16 protein-coding genes are annotated in these 16,572 nt (G+C 65.1%); 4 read left to right on the top strand and 12 right to left on the bottom strand.

What is annotated here, in order from left to right; translation table 11 throughout:
* Positions 1-42: 42 nt before the first annotated feature.
* Both XI09_RS22875 and XI09_RS22870 read right to left on the bottom strand, forming a co-directional pair.
* Positions 43-873, bottom strand: coding sequence for an enoyl-CoA hydratase (locus XI09_RS22875; protein ID WP_271568861.1), 831 nt, complete (start codon positions 871-873; stop codon positions 43-45).
* Between the two features lie 122 nt (positions 874-995).
* On the bottom strand, positions 996-1,697 hold the full coding sequence (locus XI09_RS22870) for an SDR family NAD(P)-dependent oxidoreductase (protein ID WP_271568860.1): 702 nt from the start codon (positions 1,695-1,697) through the stop codon (positions 996-998).
* A gap of 234 nt (positions 1,698-1,931) precedes the next feature.
* On the opposite strand from XI09_RS22870, the gene XI09_RS22865 reads away from it, so the two are divergent.
* Positions 1,932-3,716 carry an acyl-CoA dehydrogenase family protein gene (locus tag XI09_RS22865; RefSeq protein ID WP_271568859.1) on the top strand — a complete coding sequence of 595 codons (1,785 nt, stop codon included), beginning with the start codon at positions 1,932-1,934 and terminating at the stop codon, positions 3,714-3,716.
* Positions 3,717-3,899: 183 nt separating this feature from the next.
* Entirely contained in the window at positions 3,900-4,988 is a 1,089-nt protein-coding gene (locus XI09_RS22860; protein ID WP_027543401.1) for a Zn-dependent alcohol dehydrogenase, read from the top strand.
* An 81-nt stretch (positions 4,989-5,069) separates the two neighbouring features.
* Here XI09_RS22860 and XI09_RS22855 read toward each other — a convergent pair whose 3' ends face one another.
* The 8 genes from XI09_RS22855 to XI09_RS22820 form a co-directional block, all read right to left on the bottom strand.
* Positions 5,070-5,423: a nuclear transport factor 2 family protein gene (locus XI09_RS22855; RefSeq protein ID WP_271568858.1), complete on the bottom strand. Its 354-nt coding sequence runs from the start codon at positions 5,421-5,423 to the stop codon at positions 5,070-5,072.
* A gap of 34 nt (positions 5,424-5,457) precedes the next feature.
* Complete coding sequence (locus XI09_RS22850; protein ID WP_271568857.1) at positions 5,458-6,930, bottom strand: amidase; 1,473 nt, start codon at positions 6,928-6,930, stop codon at positions 5,458-5,460.
* Between the two features lie 253 nt (positions 6,931-7,183).
* Positions 7,184-8,155: an iron exporter MbfA gene (mbfA, locus tag XI09_RS22845; RefSeq protein WP_092187291.1), complete on the bottom strand. Its 972-nt coding sequence runs from the start codon at positions 8,153-8,155 to the stop codon at positions 7,184-7,186.
* Positions 8,156-8,242: 87 nt separating this feature from the next.
* Entirely contained in the window at positions 8,243-9,385 is a 1,143-nt protein-coding gene (locus tag XI09_RS22840) for an alpha/beta hydrolase (RefSeq protein ID WP_271568856.1), read from the bottom strand.
* 117 nt (positions 9,386-9,502) lie between these two features.
* Positions 9,503-10,372, bottom strand: a complete 870-nt coding sequence (locus tag XI09_RS22835) for an MBL fold metallo-hydrolase (protein ID WP_271568855.1) — start codon at positions 10,370-10,372, stop codon at positions 9,503-9,505.
* Positions 10,373-10,387: 15 nt separating this feature from the next.
* Positions 10,388-10,999, bottom strand: coding sequence for a glutathione S-transferase family protein (locus XI09_RS22830; protein ID WP_271568854.1), 612 nt, complete (start codon positions 10,997-10,999; stop codon positions 10,388-10,390).
* A 226-nt stretch (positions 11,000-11,225) separates the two neighbouring features.
* The gene (locus XI09_RS22825) at positions 11,226-12,068 is read right to left on the bottom strand and encodes a fumarylacetoacetate hydrolase family protein (protein ID WP_271568853.1); all 843 of its coding nucleotides are present in this window, start codon (positions 12,066-12,068) and stop codon (positions 11,226-11,228) included.
* Between the two features lie 248 nt (positions 12,069-12,316).
* A complete protein-coding gene (locus XI09_RS22820) occupies positions 12,317-13,165 on the bottom strand; it encodes an MBL fold metallo-hydrolase (RefSeq protein ID WP_271568852.1) in 849 nt (282 codons plus the stop codon).
* A gap of 124 nt (positions 13,166-13,289) precedes the next feature.
* Between XI09_RS22820 and XI09_RS22815 the strand changes: the two genes are divergently transcribed.
* The gene (locus XI09_RS22815; protein ID WP_271568851.1) at positions 13,290-13,766 is read left to right on the top strand and encodes a DUF3775 domain-containing protein; all 477 of its coding nucleotides are present in this window, start codon (positions 13,290-13,292) and stop codon (positions 13,764-13,766) included.
* 178 nt (positions 13,767-13,944) lie between these two features.
* Here XI09_RS22815 and XI09_RS22810 read toward each other — a convergent pair whose 3' ends face one another.
* Both XI09_RS22810 and XI09_RS22805 read right to left on the bottom strand, forming a co-directional pair.
* On the bottom strand, positions 13,945-14,727 hold the full coding sequence (locus XI09_RS22810; protein WP_271568850.1) for an SDR family oxidoreductase: 783 nt from the start codon (positions 14,725-14,727) through the stop codon (positions 13,945-13,947).
* A 253-nt stretch (positions 14,728-14,980) separates the two neighbouring features.
* Positions 14,981-15,493, bottom strand: a complete 513-nt coding sequence (locus tag XI09_RS22805; RefSeq protein ID WP_271568849.1) for a CvpA family protein — start codon at positions 15,491-15,493, stop codon at positions 14,981-14,983.
* A gap of 121 nt (positions 15,494-15,614) precedes the next feature.
* Between XI09_RS22805 and XI09_RS22800 the strand changes: the two genes are divergently transcribed.
* A complete protein-coding gene (locus XI09_RS22800) occupies positions 15,615-16,376 on the top strand; it encodes an SDR family oxidoreductase (protein ID WP_271568848.1) in 762 nt (253 codons plus the stop codon).
* Positions 16,377-16,572 lie beyond the last annotated feature (196 nt).

The following is a 16,572-nucleotide window of genomic DNA, read 5'->3' as shown; positions in this document are numbered from 1 at the left end:
CGTTGCACCATCCAGGTTCGATCTCTGACCGTGAAGGGCCTGCTACTTCCCCGTGAAAACCGCTTTCCGCTTCTCGATGAACGCCTGCACGGCCTCCTTGTGATCGGCGGTCGTGGTGAGGCGGATCAGCCGCTCGGCCTCGTGATCGCGGGCGGTCTCGAAATCGAACTGGATGGCCTCGTCGAGATTGTCCTTCATGTAGCGCAGCGCGAGGCGCGGGCCTTCGGCGAGCGATTTGGCCAGCGCGAAGGCTTCGGCTTGCAGTCGGTCGTCGGGCACGACGCGGTTGACGAGGCCGATGGCTTCACAACGCGCGGCATCGATCCTGTCGCCGGTGAACATCAGCTCGCGCGCCCGGGCAGTGCCGACCAGCCGCGTCAACAGCCAGGCGATGCCGTAATCGCCACTCAGCGCGATGCGGGCATAGCCGGTGGCGACGAAGGCAGATTGTGCGGCGATGCGGATGTCGCAGGCCATGGCGATGGCAAGCCCCGCGCCGACCGCCGGCCCCGGCAGCGCGGCGATCGTGGGCTTGCGCACCGACACCAGCGCGCCGGTGAGCAGCCGCTGCCGCTCCTGGAGATCGGTGACGCGATCCTCCAGCGACATCTCCAGCTTCTTCGGATCGCGATGCGCGCCCATGCCCTTGACGTTGCCGCCGGCACAGAAAGCTTCGCCCGCGCCGGTGATCAGCAGCGCGCCGACGTTGGGATCCTCGGCGCAGGTGCGGATCATCGTGCGCAGCGCCGGCGTCAGCGTGTCCGACAGCGAATTGCGCGCCTCCGGCCGGTTCAGCGTGATCACCGCGACGCGGTCGCGGATGACGCAGAGGAGTTCGTTTGTGCCGGTGTCGACGGTGGTGTCCATGGTCATGTCGCTCCCTCTCATTCGTCATTGCGAGCGAAGCGAAGCAATCCAGACTGTCTCCGCGGATACAGACTGGATTGCTTCGTCGCTTCGCTCCTCGCAATGACGGCTGTTGTTATGTTGTCGCCTCAAAACTTCTCCACCCACGGCCGCAGCTCCAGCTCCCAGCTCCAGGCGCTGCGCGGCTGCTGCAACACGTTCCAGTAGCTCTCCGCGATCGCGTCGGGATCGAGCATGGAATCCGGATTGTCGGCTGCCTCCGTCCGCGCCGCGCTCCTGATGCCGCCGTCGATCACGAAATGCGCGACATGGATGCCTTGCGGCGAGAGCTCGCGCGCCAGGCTCTGCGCCAGCCCGCGCAGCGCGAACTTGCCCATCGCGAACGAGGCCGACTGTGCATAGCCCTTGACGCTGGCCGAGGCGCCGGTGAACAGGATCGCGCCGTGCCTGTTCGGCAGCATGCGCCTGGCCGCCTGCTGCGCCACCAGGAAACCGCCATAGGCGCTGACCGCGATCGCCTGCGCGACATCGGCCGGGACGAGGTCGACGAACGGCCCCCGGGTGCGGCCGCTGGCGTTGTAGACGACGAGATCGGGCGTGCCGATCTCGCGCTCGACGAGGCCGAACAGGCGCTCGACCTCATCCGGCTCCGTCGCGTTGCAGGCATAGGCTCTTGCACCGGTCTCGGTGCAGAGCGCGCCCAGCTTCTCGATCTTCCGCGCGGCAAGCGCCACGCGAATGCCTTGTGTGGACAATAGCCGCGCCAGCGAGGCGCTCAGGCCTTCGCCGGCGCCGACGATGAGTGCGATCTTGTATTTCGGGTGTTCCATGGCGTGATCTCTCGGAGACGGGAAGCCGCTGATCTATGCATCCGCCGTGCGGACAACCAGCTGGGGTGCAGGCCCGGCCGATCACAATTCCGCAGAGCGAATTGCTCCTTCACGGCGATCGTGCCTCCCTGACAATTTGCGGCTTTATCCGGCTTCCTGGCTGGAGCATGATCGACATCATCCCAAGCGGCAAGCGCTAAGAATTGCCGTCGGGCGGAAACGAAGAGGACGATTATGCACAAGCCGGTCACAGCGCAGCCGAAAAAAGCCGCGGCCGCACCATCCGGCCTGCTGGCGCCCGATACCACGGGCATGAATTTCTACCGCGCCGATCCGGCGCTGACGGATCTCTTGCGCATCCATCTGCCGGAGACGCTGTTCCGTCACATCGAGCCGCACCTCGATCGCCTCGGCGAGCTCGCCGGCGGCACTCTCGACGACTGCGCGCGGCTGGCCGACCGGCACACGCCGGTGCTGCACCAGCGCGACAAGTTCGGCCGCGACGTGCAGTGGATCGAATACCATCCGGCCTATCGCGAACTGGAGAAGGCGGCCTTCGGCGAGTTCGGCATCCACGCGCTGTCGATCCGCAAGGGCATCATGGGCTGGCCGGACAAATATCCGGTGGTGGCGAAACACGCCTTCACCTTCCTGTTCAACCAGACCGAATTCGGCATGGGCTGTCCGATCAACGTCACCGACGGCTGCGCAAAACTCTTGGCTAATTTCGGCAGCGAGGCGCTGAAGGCCAAATATCTTGATGGCCTGACGCAGACCGACATGAGCAAGCTGACCCAGGGTGGCCAGTTCATGACCGAGAAGGAGGGCGGCTCCGACGTCGGCACGCTGACCACGCGCGCGGTGCAGGAGGGCGACCATTGGCGCCTCACTGGCGAAAAATGGTTCTGCTCGAACGCGGATGCCAAGGTGGTGATGCTGCTGGCGCGCCCGGAAGGCGCCGGCCCCGGCACGCGCGGCGTCGGCCTGTTCCTGATGCCGCGCTTCCTCGACGACGGCTCGCAGAACCACTACCGGATCGTACGTCTGAAGGACAAGCTCGGCACGCGCTCGATGGCGTCAGGGGAGATCAAGCTCGAAGGCGCGATCGCCTATGCAGTTGGCAAGCTCGACCGCGGCTTCGTGCAGATGGCCGAGATGGTGAATTCGTCGCGGCTCTCCAACGGCGTCAAATCCACCGCGCTGATGCGCCGCGCCTATCACGACGCCATGACGGTCGCGAAGAACCGCGTGGTGTTCGGCAGCCGCATCATCGATCTGCCGCTCGGCCGGCGGCAGATGCTGAAGATCATGCTGCCGGTCGAGCAGGCGCTGTCGATGAGCTTCCTCACCGCCGACGCGCTCGACCGCGCTGAGGCCGGCAGCCAGGATGCGGCGGCGCTGCTGCGTATCCTGACGCCCACGCTGAAATTCCGCGCTACGCGCGATGCACGAAAAGTCTGCGGCGATGCGCTCGAGATGCGCGGCGGCATCGGCTATATCGAGGAATTCGCCACCGCTCGGCTGCTGCGCGACGCCCATCTCGGCTCGGTCTGGGAAGGCACCGGCAACATCGTCGCGATCGATGCGCTCCGGCGCGCGGTCGGCCGCCACGGCGCCGAAGCTGCGCTCGCCGCGGATCTGCATGCCCGGCTCGACGACAGCGCCTCGGTGCCGCAGGCGTGGCGCGACCGCCTGCGCGGCCTCACCGATCGCGCGGTCGGTTTCGCGCGCGAGGTGGCGGGCAAGTCCGAGAACGAGGCTGATGCGCGCCGCGCCACCAGCCTGCTCTATCATGTCGCAAGCGCCGTCGCGCTCGCGTGGGAAGCGCATCGCATCCACGCCATGCGCGGCGATGCGCGCCGGCTGCTGCTGTCGCGTCTCGTGATCGATCACCGGGTCTCGCCGAGCGATCCGTTCCGGCTGACGGAAAATGCCGCGCAAGCGAAGCTCGCCGAGCTGCTGCTTGGCGATCGCGTGGCCGGGATGAGCGAGGTTGGCGAACTGGTTCTGGCAGCGTAGGCTCCCCTTACCTCTCCCACAGGGAGAGGTCGGATCGCGCCAGCGATCCGGGTGAGGGGTTGCGCTTCATCGAGAGACCTGAACCCCTCACCCGGAATCGCATCTTTGATGCGCTTCCGACCTCTCCCTTCGGGAGAGGTGAAGTCCGCGCTCAACGACAACAATAACAACGAGGAAACACCGATGAAGGCCGCCGTCCTCTATGAAGTCAACAAGCCGCTGGTCATCGAGGATGTCAGCCTGCCGAAGCCGGGCCCGCGCGAGGTCTTGATCCGCACATCCGTCGCCGGCCTCTGCCACTCCGACCTGCACTTCATGGAAGGCCTTTATCCGCATCCGCTGCCCGCGGTGCTCGGGCATGAATCCGCCGGCGTGGTCGAGCAGGTCGGCTCCGACGTCACCTACGTGAAGCCGGGCGACCACGTCGTTACCTGCCTGTCGGTGTTCTGCGGCACCTGCGACAACTGCACCACGGGCCGTACCGTGCTCTGCACCGACACCACGGTGAAGCTGCTGCCGGGCGTCTCCGACCGCATGCAATGGTCACGCTCCGAGAAGCTGCACCAGTTCCTCAATCTCTCGTCTTTCGCCGAGCAGATGCTGGTGCACGAGAACGCGATCGTCAAAATCAGGAAGGAGATGCCGCTCGATCTCGCCGCGCTGATCGGCTGCGGCGTCATCACCGGCTACGGCGCGGTGGTGAATACGGCGAAGGTGACGGCCGGCGAGACCGTCGCGGTGATCGGTTGCGGCGGCGTCGGCATGGCCGCAATCAACGGCGCGCAGATCGCCGGCGCCGGCCGCATCATCGCCATCGACACCAACCCGGCCAAGCTCCAGCTCGCAACCAAGCTGGGCGCGACCGACATCATCAACCCCGCCGACGGCGACGTGGTGAAGCAGGTGCGCGATCTCACCAATGGCGGCGTGCATCATTCCTTCGAAGTGCTCGGCCGCAAGGAAACCGCGGAGCAGGCGTTTGGCATGCTCGCCTCCGGCGGCACCGCCACCATCGTCGGCATGATCCCGTTCGGCCAGAAGATCGAGCTGCACGGCTTCGACTTCCTGCGCGAGCGCAAGATCCAGGGCTCGTCGATGGGCTCCAATCATTTCCGCGTCGACATGCCGCGCCTGGTCGATTTCTACCTGCGCGGCCGGCTGCACCTGGAGGACTGGATCTCGGCCAAGCTGAAGCTGTCGGAGATCAACGAGGGCTTTGCCAACATGAAGGCGGGCAAGACGCTGCGAAGCGTGATCGTGTTTGATAGCTAGTCAGCTCGTCATGCGCGGGCTTGACCCGCGCATCCATCTTCTTGGGCGATGGATTGCCGGGTCAAGCCCGGCAATGACTACTCACCGCGACACGTGCGCCGACACCGCGAGCCACCTGCCGTTCTTCTTCGCCCAGCAATCGGTGTAGCGGCCCGTCGCCTGCTGGCCGTCTCCCGTGGTGTAGCTTGTCGCGGCGTGGATGATGGCGAAGTCGCCCATGATACGGATGATGACGTCGTGCGCACGCAGATTGCGAATCGCGATCGGCCGCGCCGTCTGCGCCAGGAAGGCGGCGCGGTCGACCAGCGTCTTGTCGGGATTCGAGCAATAGAACTCCGGCGCCAGGATCTGGTCGAACCGCTTGACGTCGCAGTTCTGAACGGAGGCGACGTAGTCGCGGTTGAGCGCGGTGAGCTCTTCCATGTCCTGGCTCATGACGTTCTCTTCGCTGTGGTCGTTGACGACAGGACTAATCATCGAACAATGGCGGCGGTGTGAAGCCGCCGTACTCGCGCTCGATCAGTTCGGCGAGCCTCAAGGGCGTGCGGTCCTCGAGGAAGGGGCCGACGATCTGGACGCCGACGGGCAGGCCCTCCTTCGACAGACCGAGCGGAACGGCCGTGGCCGGCAGGCCCGGAAGCGTCGCAATGCCCGGCCAGGCGAGCTGGTCGGAATAAGGATAGTCCGTGCCGTCGATGTCGATTCTTCGCAGCCGCTGCTCCGGCGAATGATCATGCGGAAAGGCCGGCGTCGGCATGATCGGGCAGATCACCGCGTCGAAGTTCTTGAACAGCGCGCGCCATCGCGCGCGCAGTACGGCGCGGGCGCCGGCGTCGAGCACCCAGGCGCGGTGGCTTGCAGTAATGCCGCGCAGTCGCTCCGCGCCGAGGCTCCGGTCCTCCGGCGACAGTTGGCTCGCTCGGGCTTGCGAATCCGCCAGCTCGTCGGGCAGGAAGAACGCGCCGAGGAAGCCCAGCAGAATGCGCATATAAAGCCGCGACGTCTCCGCGAAGTCCGGAAACAACGCGCTCTCGCGCGCGACCGTCACGCCGGCCTTCGTGAGGTCGGTGGCGAGCTTGTCGATCGCGCCGCGCACGTCCCGGTCAGTCGGCAGCAGCGGATGGCTCTCGATCACCAGGACACGAAAATCGCGCAGCGACTGATGCCGCGCAACAGGCAAGTCGAGCTTGTAGGCGACGCCGGCATCGAGCGGATCCGGTCCGGCCATGACGTCGAGCAGCAAGGAAAGATCCGCTGCCGTGCGCGCCATCGGACCGATGACGGCGAGGTCGCCTTCGCGTGGAATGGCCGGAAACGGCGGCGGAGTCTCGCCGCGCGCTGCGCAGAGATTGATGGTCGGCTTGTGAGCGAAGATGCCGCAATGAAATGCCGGCACACGCAGGGAGCCGCCGATGTCGGAGCCGGTGGCGAGCGCGCAATAGCCTGCGGCGAGGGCTGCCGAAGATCCCCCGGATGATCCACCCGGCGTGCGGCCGAGATCATAGGGGTTGTTCGTGGTGCCGTAGATGTCGTTGTAGCTCTGCCAGTCGGCGAGACCGACCGGCACGTTGGTCTTGCCGAGGATCACACCGCCGGCCTGCTTGATGCGGTCCACCGGCAGTGCGTCTTCCACGGGCCTGAAATCCTTCTGCGGCACGAACCCCCAGGTCGTCGGCAGGCCCGCGATGTTGAAGGATTCCTTGATCATCAGGGGCAGGCCGAGCAGCGGCTTGCGCTCGCCGCGCGCCAGCGCCGCGTCCGCCTCGCGCGCGGCACCGAGCGCGCGATCGAAATCGCGCACGCAGACCGCGTTGATCTTGCCGTCGTGCCGTTCGATGCGGTCGATCGCGTCCCGCGTGAGCTCGACCGCGGAGACCTTCTTCGTGCTCAATGCGGCCGACAGCTCGACCGCGCTTTTGAAGCTCCATTCGGATTTGGCCATGGCGCGTCTCCCGCTCTGGTTGTTGGAGGATGATGCGCAGTTTGGCCGAACGCTGCAACCGCTGTTTGATCGCGATTGATATGTCTCGCCGGTGGTCATCGGGGCGGTCCAACAACAATTTCGGTGTCATCGCCCGGCTTGGCCGGGCGATCCAGTATTCGAGAGGCCGCGTTTGAGAGCTCGCTCTCGCCATATCCGCTGCGGCGTACTGGATCGCCCGCCTTCGCGGGCGATGACAGCGAGTGTGAGGTCGCTACGCCGCGCCGATCAATATCCCCACCGCCAGCACGATGGCGCCGCCGAGCACGATCTGGAACACGGCCTGGAGGAACGGCGTGTCCATGTAGCGCGAGCGGATGAAGGCGATCGCCCATAGCTCGAAGAACACGACGATTCCGGCGATCGCCGTCGCGATCCAGAAGGCGTTGGCCCAACTGTCGGGCACGAGATAGGGCGCGGTATGGCCGAGCCCGCCGAGCGTCGTCATCAAGCCGCAGGTGAGACCGCGCAGCCACGGCGAGCCGCGCCCCGTGAGCGATCCGTCGTCGGACAGCGCTTCCGCAAATCCCATGCTGATGCCGGCGCCGATCGAGGCGGCGAGGCCCACCAGAAACGTCTGCCAGTTCTGGTGGGTGGCAAACGCAGCGGCAAACAGCGGTGCCAGCGTCGAGACCGATCCGTCCATCAGGCCGGCAAGGCCCGGCTGCACATATTGCAGCACGAACATGCGGCGGTTGGTGCGATCTTCCTCCGCGCGCACATCGGGGCTGAGGATCTGGCCCGCCAGCTTTGCGGCCATCTCTTCGTGGCCTTTCTCGGCTTCCGCGAGATCGCCGAGCAAACGGCGCACGCCGACATCCTGCGCCTGTTCGGCGGCCTTCACGTAAAAGCGCTCGGCCTGCATTTCCATGGTCTCGACTTCCCTGCGGATGGTGTCGAGCGACAGGTTCTTGGTGAGCCAGACCGGGCGGCGACGCAGGAAGCCCTTGACGTCCTCGCGGCGGATGGGAGGCAGGTGCGGACCGAAACGCTGCTCGTACATTTCCAGCAGCATGTGGCGATGTCCGCGCTCTTCCTCGGCCATCTGCTCGAAGATCTTGGCCGAATCCGGATAACGCTCCCTCAGATCCTCGGCGAAGGTCATGTAGATGCGGCTGTCCTCCTCCTCGGAGGAGATCGCGACCGCAAGCACCTCGCGCTCGGTCAGATCGGCAAAATTCTTCACGACGGCCCTGTCCCACTAATTTAGAATGGTTCTAAATTATATAGGCCGCCGTGGTTCCCGGGTCAAATCAGCCGGCGCGGGCCTCAGTCAGTAAGTCTTGGCCAGGAAGTCGAGCAGCAAGCGGCTCACTTCGGCCGGCTGCTCCTGCTGCACCCAATGGCCGGCGCCGTCGACGAGATGGCAGCCGAGCATCTTGGTGCATGCGCTTTTCTGCATCGCCTCGAACACGCCGGGGCGCTGATAGGTGCCCCAATCCTGTTTGCCGGAGATGAAGCAGGAGGGCACGTCGATGCTGCGGCCCGAGAACAGCTGCAGCTCGCTGTTGAAGGCGGCCGAGGTGCCGCAGCGATACCATTGCAGCCCGCCCTGGAAACCGGTGCGGCCATATTCGGCGCTGTAGTAGGCGAGCTCGTTGTCCGGCAGCCATTGATTGGCGGCGATCACCGCCGGCGACGGCATCTCCTTGGCGACCGTCTCCGCCATGGTCTCGTTCCGGTCCATCACATAATAGGTCGGCAGCTTTGCCAGCTCACCTGCCGACCACGATTTGAGCGGGTAGGGCTTGTTGTCGGTCCAGTCCGCGCTCTTGTGATGGTAGTAGGCGCGCAGGAAATCATGCACGCCCTGCGGTGCGTGATGCATGTCGGCGTTCGCGGTACGCGTCGAATAGTACCATTGATAGTGGATTCGCGGACGCGGCAGGGCCGCGAGCTCGCGATGCACGGGATCTTCGGCCAAAACCTGCGCCGGCGCATCGACCGTGCCAAACGGCAGCGGCGGTGGTCCGCCGAACGGCGCGCTCATCATCACGACTGAGCGGAACACATCGGGCCGGATCAGCGCGCACCAGGATGCGACCGGGCTGCCGAAATCATGCCCGACCAGATCGACCTGCCTGTAACCGAACGCCGACACCAGCCCCAGCGCGTCACGCACCAGGTTGAACAGACGGAATGGCGCGAGGTCGCCGTCATAGTCCGCGGTCCATCCCGTGGTGCGGCCATAGCCGCGCTGGTCCGGCGCGATCACGTGATAGCCGGCGGCGGCGAGCGCCGGCATCACCTTGCGCCAGGAGAAGGCAAGCTCGGGAAAGCCGTGCAGCAGCAGGATGCAGGGGCGGCCTTTGGTCTCGAAGCCGGCCTCGAGCACATGCATGCGCAAGCCGTTGATGCCGTCGACATGGCGCGAGCGAATGCCGGCGGGCAGGGGGACGTCGGGGAGATCGGCCATGATGTTTCCTCGTCATGGCCGGGCTTGTCCCGGCCATCCACGTTCTTCGTTGCCGTTGATTGTAAGAACGTGGATGCCCGGGACAAGCCCGGGCATGACGTGAAGATGCAGGACGTGTTAAATCGCCGCGCAGACGAACGCGTTGCCCTTGCGCCTGATCTTCCCGACCGACGGGGAGGGGAAATGCGCGGTGCAGCACAGCGTGTCGGTGTCGCAATAGCGTTCCAGGAAGCTGCGGCGCGTCGTTGCCGCCCTGGCCGGGTCGACGTCGAACTTGATCGACAGCTCCGGATAAAGCGTCTGCAGCGGCGAATGCATGAGATCGCCGGAGAACACGGCATCGTCCTTGCCGCGGCCCATCGTAACAGCGATATGGCCTGGCGTGTGGCCCGGTGTCGGCAGGATGCGGACGTGATCGCCGATCTGGTGGTCGTTGCCGACGAGCTCGTGGCGGTTCGCCTCGACCACCGGCAGCACGCTGTCCGCGAAGGGCGGGATCTCAGTCTTCGCGTTCTGAGCCGACCAATGGTCGAACTCCTGCTTGGCGAAGACGTAGCGCGCCTTGGGGAAGGTCGGTACCCAGCGGCCGTTCTCGAGCCGCGTGTTCCAGCCGACGTGATCGACGTGGAGATGCGTGCACATCACGAAGTCGATGTCGTCAGGCGAGAATCCGGCGGCGCCCAGCGCGCGCAGATAGGTGTCGTCGGTCTTCATGTTCCATTTCGGCCGCTGCGGCCGCGGCTTGTCGTTGCCGATGCAGCTGTCGATCAGAATGGTGTGGTGCGGTGTCTTCGCCACATAGGACTGGAAGCACAGCAGCAGCACATCCTGCTCATCCAGCGCCTTGGCCTGCCGCATCCATGCCCGGTTCTCGGCCAGCACCTCGGGTGTCAGTCCCGGCAGCATCTCCAGCGCCGGGACGAACGAGGTTTCCTGCTCGATGACGCGATGGATGGTGAGATCCCCGACCGGGTATTTCAGGCTCATGAGAACTCCCGCGGGTTATGCGGCCGGCGGCACCGAGATTTTGACCGAGGGCCGCTCCAGCATCTTCTGGTGGAAGGCGTCGAGCTTCGGATAGGCCTTGCGCCAGCCGCAATCGGCGAAGCGGAAGTCGGCATAGCCGAGCACGCAGACGAGGCCGATCTGCGAAATGTCGAATGGACCGTTGAGGACATCGGGCATGTTCTCGAAGCGCGCCATGCCGGTCCAGGCCCGGTTCCAGTGGTCGTCCGACCACGCCTGCCATTGCAGGCCCTGCGGCCGCACCATTCTCTCGTAGCGGCACAGCAGCATGGAATCGAGCATGCCGTTGATCAGCGAGTGATTGGTCTTGGCCTTCCAGCGCCGCGGGCCGTAATCCGGGATCAGGCTGCCACCGGCCATTTCGTTGAGATATTCGACGATGACGTAGGAATCCAGGATCACGTCGCCGTCATTGGTGATCAGCACCGGCAGCTTCTTCAGCGGCGTGATGCGCGAATAGTCCTCGTTGGCCGTGCCCGGCGCGACGGTTGCGGGCGTCAGCTCGATCTTGTCGATCAGCCCAAGCTCGATCGCGGCGATGCGCACCTTGCGGGCGAAGGGCGAGGCGGCGGAGAAGGAGAGTTTCATGCGGACAATTCCCTGCGAGCAAGATTCTGTGGCGATGCCTTCTCCACCGTCATTCCGGGGCGATGCGTAGCATCGAACCCGGAATCTCGAGATTCCGGGTCTGGCGCTCACGCGCCATCCCGGAATGACGATGGGGTAGATTTCGTGGATGCCCGGGACATCTTGCGCGAAGACGTGCTTCGCGCCGCTGCCCGGGCATGACGACGAGAGGTGTACGGATTGCGGCTCACGCCGCAATAATCTCCTGCCGCTGCTCGCCGAGGCCTTCGATGCCGAGCGTCACGACGTCGCCGACATTGAGGAAGGTCGGCGGCTTCATGCCGAGGCCGACGCCGGGCGGGGTGCCCGTGGTGATGATGTCGCCCGGCAGCAGCGTCATGAACTGCGAGACATAGGAGATGCACTTGGCCATGGAGAAGATCATGGTCTTGGTCGAGCCAGTCTGGCGACGCTGGCCGTTGACGTCGAGCCACATCGACAGGTTCTGCACGTCCTTGATCTCGTCCTTGGTGGCGAGCCACGGGCCGACCGGGCCGAACGTGTCGTGCGACTTGCCCTTGGTCCACTGTCCGAGGCGCTCGGTCTGGAAGGCGCGCTCGGAGACGTCGTTGCAGACGCAATAGCCGGCCACGTAGTTCAGCGCATCGGCTTCCGAGACGTACTTGGCGCGGGTGCCGATGATGGCGGCGATCTCGACCTCCCAGTCGAGCTTGGTCGAGCCGCGCGGCTTCTCGACCGCATCGTTCGGGCCGGAGAGGGAGGTATTCGCCTTCATGAAGATGATCGGCTCGGTCGGGATCGCAGCGCCGGTTTCCTTGGCGTGGTCGCTGTAGTTGAGGCCGATGGCGACGAATTTCGAGATGCCGGTGACCGGCGCGCCGAACCGCGGCTTGCCGGAGACGGCGGGCAGCGAGGCGGGGTCGAGCGCGGCGAGCTTCTTCAGGCTTTCCGGCGAATAGGCCTCGCCGGTCAGGTCCTTCACATGCGCCGACAGGTCGCGCAACTGGCCGGATTTGTCGATCAGGCCGGGTTTTTCCGCACCCTTTTCGCCATAACGAACAAGCTTCATTCTCGTTTCTCCCTGGAGATGGACCGATCGGTTAAATAGCTTCATGGAACAGGGCGGCGGGAAATTCAACCGCTCAAAGCGGGGCGCATTGCAGGCTTCTGGATTCGGTGGGTGGCGGTTAGTCTCGTGTCCCGGACGCGACGCAGCGCGAAGCGATGCGGCGCAGAGCCGGGACCCAGATTGTGGCCACATGGGCCCCGGCTCTGCAGCGCATCACTTCGTGCTGCGCAGCGTCCGGGGCGCGAGACCTAGGTCAGCGCCACGAACCTGAACACGTCCCCGTCCCGTCTGATGTGCCCGGCCGAAAAATGCCCGCCGATCACCAGCGTCGGGGTGTCGGCAAAGCGCGAGAACACCTTGTGCCGCGTTGCCGCCGATTGGGCGGGATCGGTATCGACGACCGAGCACCAGTCGAGATGCGCCATCTGGCAGGGATGATGGGCGACGTCGCCGGTGAGCAGCCCCTGTTCACCGCCGGACTCGATCAGGACGCTCATGTGCCCGGGGCTGTGGCCGGGGGTCGGGATCACGCTGATCTCCTCGCAGAGCCGGTGATCGCCTGGGATCAGCTCGACCTGGTCGGCATCGACGACCGGCTTCACGGAATCGTTGAACACCGCGACCTTGTCCGGCTCGGCCGTATAATCGCGCCAATACTCATATTCGGTCTTGCCGAACACATAGCGTGCCTTGGGAAATGTCGGCACCCATTTGCCATCGACCAGTTTCGTATTCCAGCCGACATGGTCGACATGAAGATGCGTGCACAGCACGGTGTCGATGCTGTCAGGGGTAAATCCCGCCGCCGTCATGGTCTCCAGAAACGGCGTGCCGCGGTTATTCCAGACCGGGACGCCGCGGCCCTGCTTGTCGTTGCCGAGACCGGTGTCGACCACGATGCGGCGCGTCGGCGTCTCCACCACCAGCGAGTGGATCGACATTTTCAGCCGGCCCTCTTCGGTGGCGAAATGCGGGATCAGCCAGGGCAGCTTCCGGATTTCATCGTTGGTCGCGGCCGGCAGGATGAAGCGGGTCGAGCCGACTGTCTCCATCTCGACGAGTTTCGTGATCTTGACCTGGCCCACCTTCCACGACATCCGGCGTGTCCCCATGTTCTTGCTTCGCGCCGAAACATGTGGGTTTCCGCCATGAAGCGCAATGGATCATCTGATGGCGCGCCGCGTTATCGCTGGAACCCAGGACAAGCCAGAGGGAAAGACGATGCCAGAGCTTGCAATTTCCGCCGAGAAGGTTGCTTTCATCATCGAGAAGGCCCGCGAATTCGACGTCAAGGAAGCTGCATCCGATCCGGACTCGGGCTCGAACCCATCCGACGATGACGACATCGACGTTCTGGAAGACACGGCGTCCGATCCGGTCGCGAGCGAGTTGATCGGCTTCATCGGGGCGCTGAACGAGGACGAGCAGCTCGACCTCGTGACGCTGATGTGGCTTGGCCGCGGCGACGGCTCCGTCGACGAGTGGGACGACCTGCGCGCCCGCGCCGCCGAGGCCCGCGCCGAATACAAGGCGCCCCGGCGCGAAGCTGTGCAATATCTGCTGGGCGAGCCGATGCTGGGTGATCTGTTGGCCGACGGTCTCGACGAACTCGGCATCGACTGGACCGATGAGCGCCTCACCGCCGATTCCTCCGGTCCCAGCGAACGGGACGAGGATGAGCCGACGAAACGGCGATGAGTAACTCGGCCTTTGCGGCGAGCGGGGTGATCGAGGTCCCGAAGCTTCCACATCGTCATGGCCGGGCTTGACCCGGCCATCCACGTCTTACCTGGCCGAACAAAGAACGTGGATGCCCGGGGCAAGCCCGGGCATGAGGTCTTCTGCGGATGATGTTATTGCGGACGCGATGTTGGGCTCACAGCGTGCCCGGGAACGCGCCGCCGTCGAGCAGGATGTTCTGCCCGGTGATGAAGCCGGCCTTGGCGCCGCAGAGAAAAGCGCAGGCATAGCCGAACTCGTCCGGCTGGCCGAAGCGGCCGGCGGGATTGAGCTTGGCGCGCTCGGCCAGGATCTGCTCGGGTGTTGTGCCGCGCTTGTCGGCCTCGGCCTTGGCGGTGCCGGTCAGACGGTCGGTCTCGAACGGGCCCGGCAGCAGGCCGTTGATGGTGACGTTGTTGATCACGGTCTTGCGCGACAGGCCGGCGATGAAGCCGGTGAGGCCGGCGCGCGCGCCGTTGGAGAGGCCGAGGATGTCGATCGGCGCCTTCACCGCGGCCGAGGTGATGTTGACGATGCGGCCGAACTTGCGCGCCATCATGCCGTCCACGGTCGCCTTGATCAGCTCGATCGGGGTCAGCATGTTGGCGTCGATCGCCTTGATCCAGTCGTCGCGGGTCCAGCTGCGGAAATCGCCGGGCGGCGGGCCGCCGGCATTGTTGATCAGGATATCCGGCTCCGGGCAGGCCTTCAGCACGGCCTCGCGGCCCGCCGGCGTCGTGATGTCGCCGACGATCTCGGTGACCGTGACGGCCGGATAGAGTTTGCGGATGTCGTCGGCGGTCTTCTTCAGGGCTTCGGCGCCGCGCGCGGTCAGCGTGACGTGAACGCCGGCTTCGGCCAGCGAGACGGCGCAGGCGCGGCCGAGGCCCTTGCTGGATGCGCAGACGATGGCGCGGCGACCTTTGATCCCAAGATCCACAGTTTCACTCCCGTAATGTCAGGCAGGTTTTGGACGGGCGGCACTCTAGCCAACTGTGGTGCCGCTGATAAGGGACGGGCTCGCACCAAAATGCATGGCGCGCGGCGCGGCGATGCATATGCGCCGGCCGAGCATGATCCGGACCCGAAGGGCGCGTTAGCGAAAAGTGTGTAGCGGTTTTCCCTCGCGACAAACGCGGAACGCGTTTGCGCGGAGATCATGCCCAAACGACAAGGCGCGATCTTATCGCGCTTCAGATCCGCCGCTCCTGCTTGAGGCGGTCGATGGCGGACGCGGCCTCCGGCGGCAGCGACTTGAAGCCCATCTGACCGACCGCCGAGAACAGCGGCCGCAGATGCGAGCCGGCCAGGAAAGGCGGCTGGCGGTTGGCCGGCACGATCTGGTCGAACACCAGCACCAGCGTTGTGGCGACGAGGCCGACCCTGACGGCGCCGAGCGCGGCGCCGCCGAGGCGGTCGCCGATCCCGGCCTCACGGACCGTGTCGTTCACCGCGATACGGCCGATATGTCCGAACAGCATGCCGACGACGAGAAAGATGCCGAAGAACCAGATCCAGTTCTGGAGCAGGGGCGCGTTCGGATTGCTTGCGATCTGCGGCACGATCAGCGGCATCAGCGCAACCGCGATGGGCGCGGCGAGCAGATAGGCGAGGATGGTCATGGCGCTGCGCAGCAGGCCGGTCCTGAATCCGAAGCCGATGGCGATGGCGAGTGCGGCATAGACGGCGAGATCGAAACTGTTCATGAGCAGAACCCTGCCTCGGTGGAACGAATGAACGCCGAACCGATCATTCCGGTTTCAGACCGCTAAAATCGTCTGTATTTTTGGCTCCGGAAGCTCAGGGATTACGCCCAAGGACATCGTCATGTCAGGCCTATTCGACGTCAGTAAAGAAACCATCCTCGTCACCGGTGCCAGCCAGGGGCTGGGGCGGCAGTTTGCCCGGGTGCTGGCGGCGCATGGCGCGGCCGTCGCGCTCGCGGCACGGCAGACCGACAAGCTGAAGAGCCTGGAAGAGGAGATCCGCGGCAACGGCGGCCGCGCCGCCGCCGTCGCGCTCGACGTCACCGACACCGCATCCATCGCGAAGGCCGTCGATGCGACGGAGGCCGCGCTCGGTCCCGTCACGGTGCTGATCAACAATGCCGGCATCGCCATCGAGAAGCTCGCGACCGAGCAGACCGAGGCCGATTGGGACGCGGTGATCGGCGCCAATCTCAAGGGCGCCTATTTCCTCGCGACGGAAGTCGCGCGGCGCATGATCGCGCGCAAGCAGGAAGGCAACATCGTCAACATCGCCTCCGTGCTCGGCACCGGCGTGCTGAAAGCGGTCTCGCCCTATGCGATCTCCAAGGCCGGCATCATCCAGGCGACGAAAGCGTTGGCGCTGGAGCTCGCGGGGCAGAACATCCGCATCAACGCGCTGGCGCCCGGCTATATCGACACCGAGATGAACCACGCCTTCTGGTCGACGCCGGCGGGAGAGCGTTTGGCAAAACGCATCCCCCAGCGCCGCGTCGGCGCCGAGTCCGATCTCGACGGCGCGATCCTGCTGCTGGCCTCGAAGGCCTCGCGCTACATGACGGGGAGCGTGGTGACCGTGGATGGCGGGTTCTTGCTGAACTAACCACCGCCGTCGTCCCGGACAAGCGCGCCGCAAGCGCGCGCAGATCCGGGACCCATAACCCCAGGGCGAGGTTTGGCGAAGACTCGGAGTTGCCAGCTTGCGCGACAACCCCTCCCTGTGGTTATGGGTCCCCTGAGTTCACAAACGAAGTGCAACACTTCCAACTGGAGGTGTTGCCATGGGGCGGACTTACAAA

The sequence above is a fragment of the Bradyrhizobium sp. CCBAU 11386 genome, from assembly GCF_028128955.1.
Taxonomy (GTDB): domain Bacteria; phylum Pseudomonadota; class Alphaproteobacteria; order Rhizobiales; family Xanthobacteraceae; genus Bradyrhizobium.
This window is presented reverse-complemented; position numbering and strand designations above follow the sequence as displayed.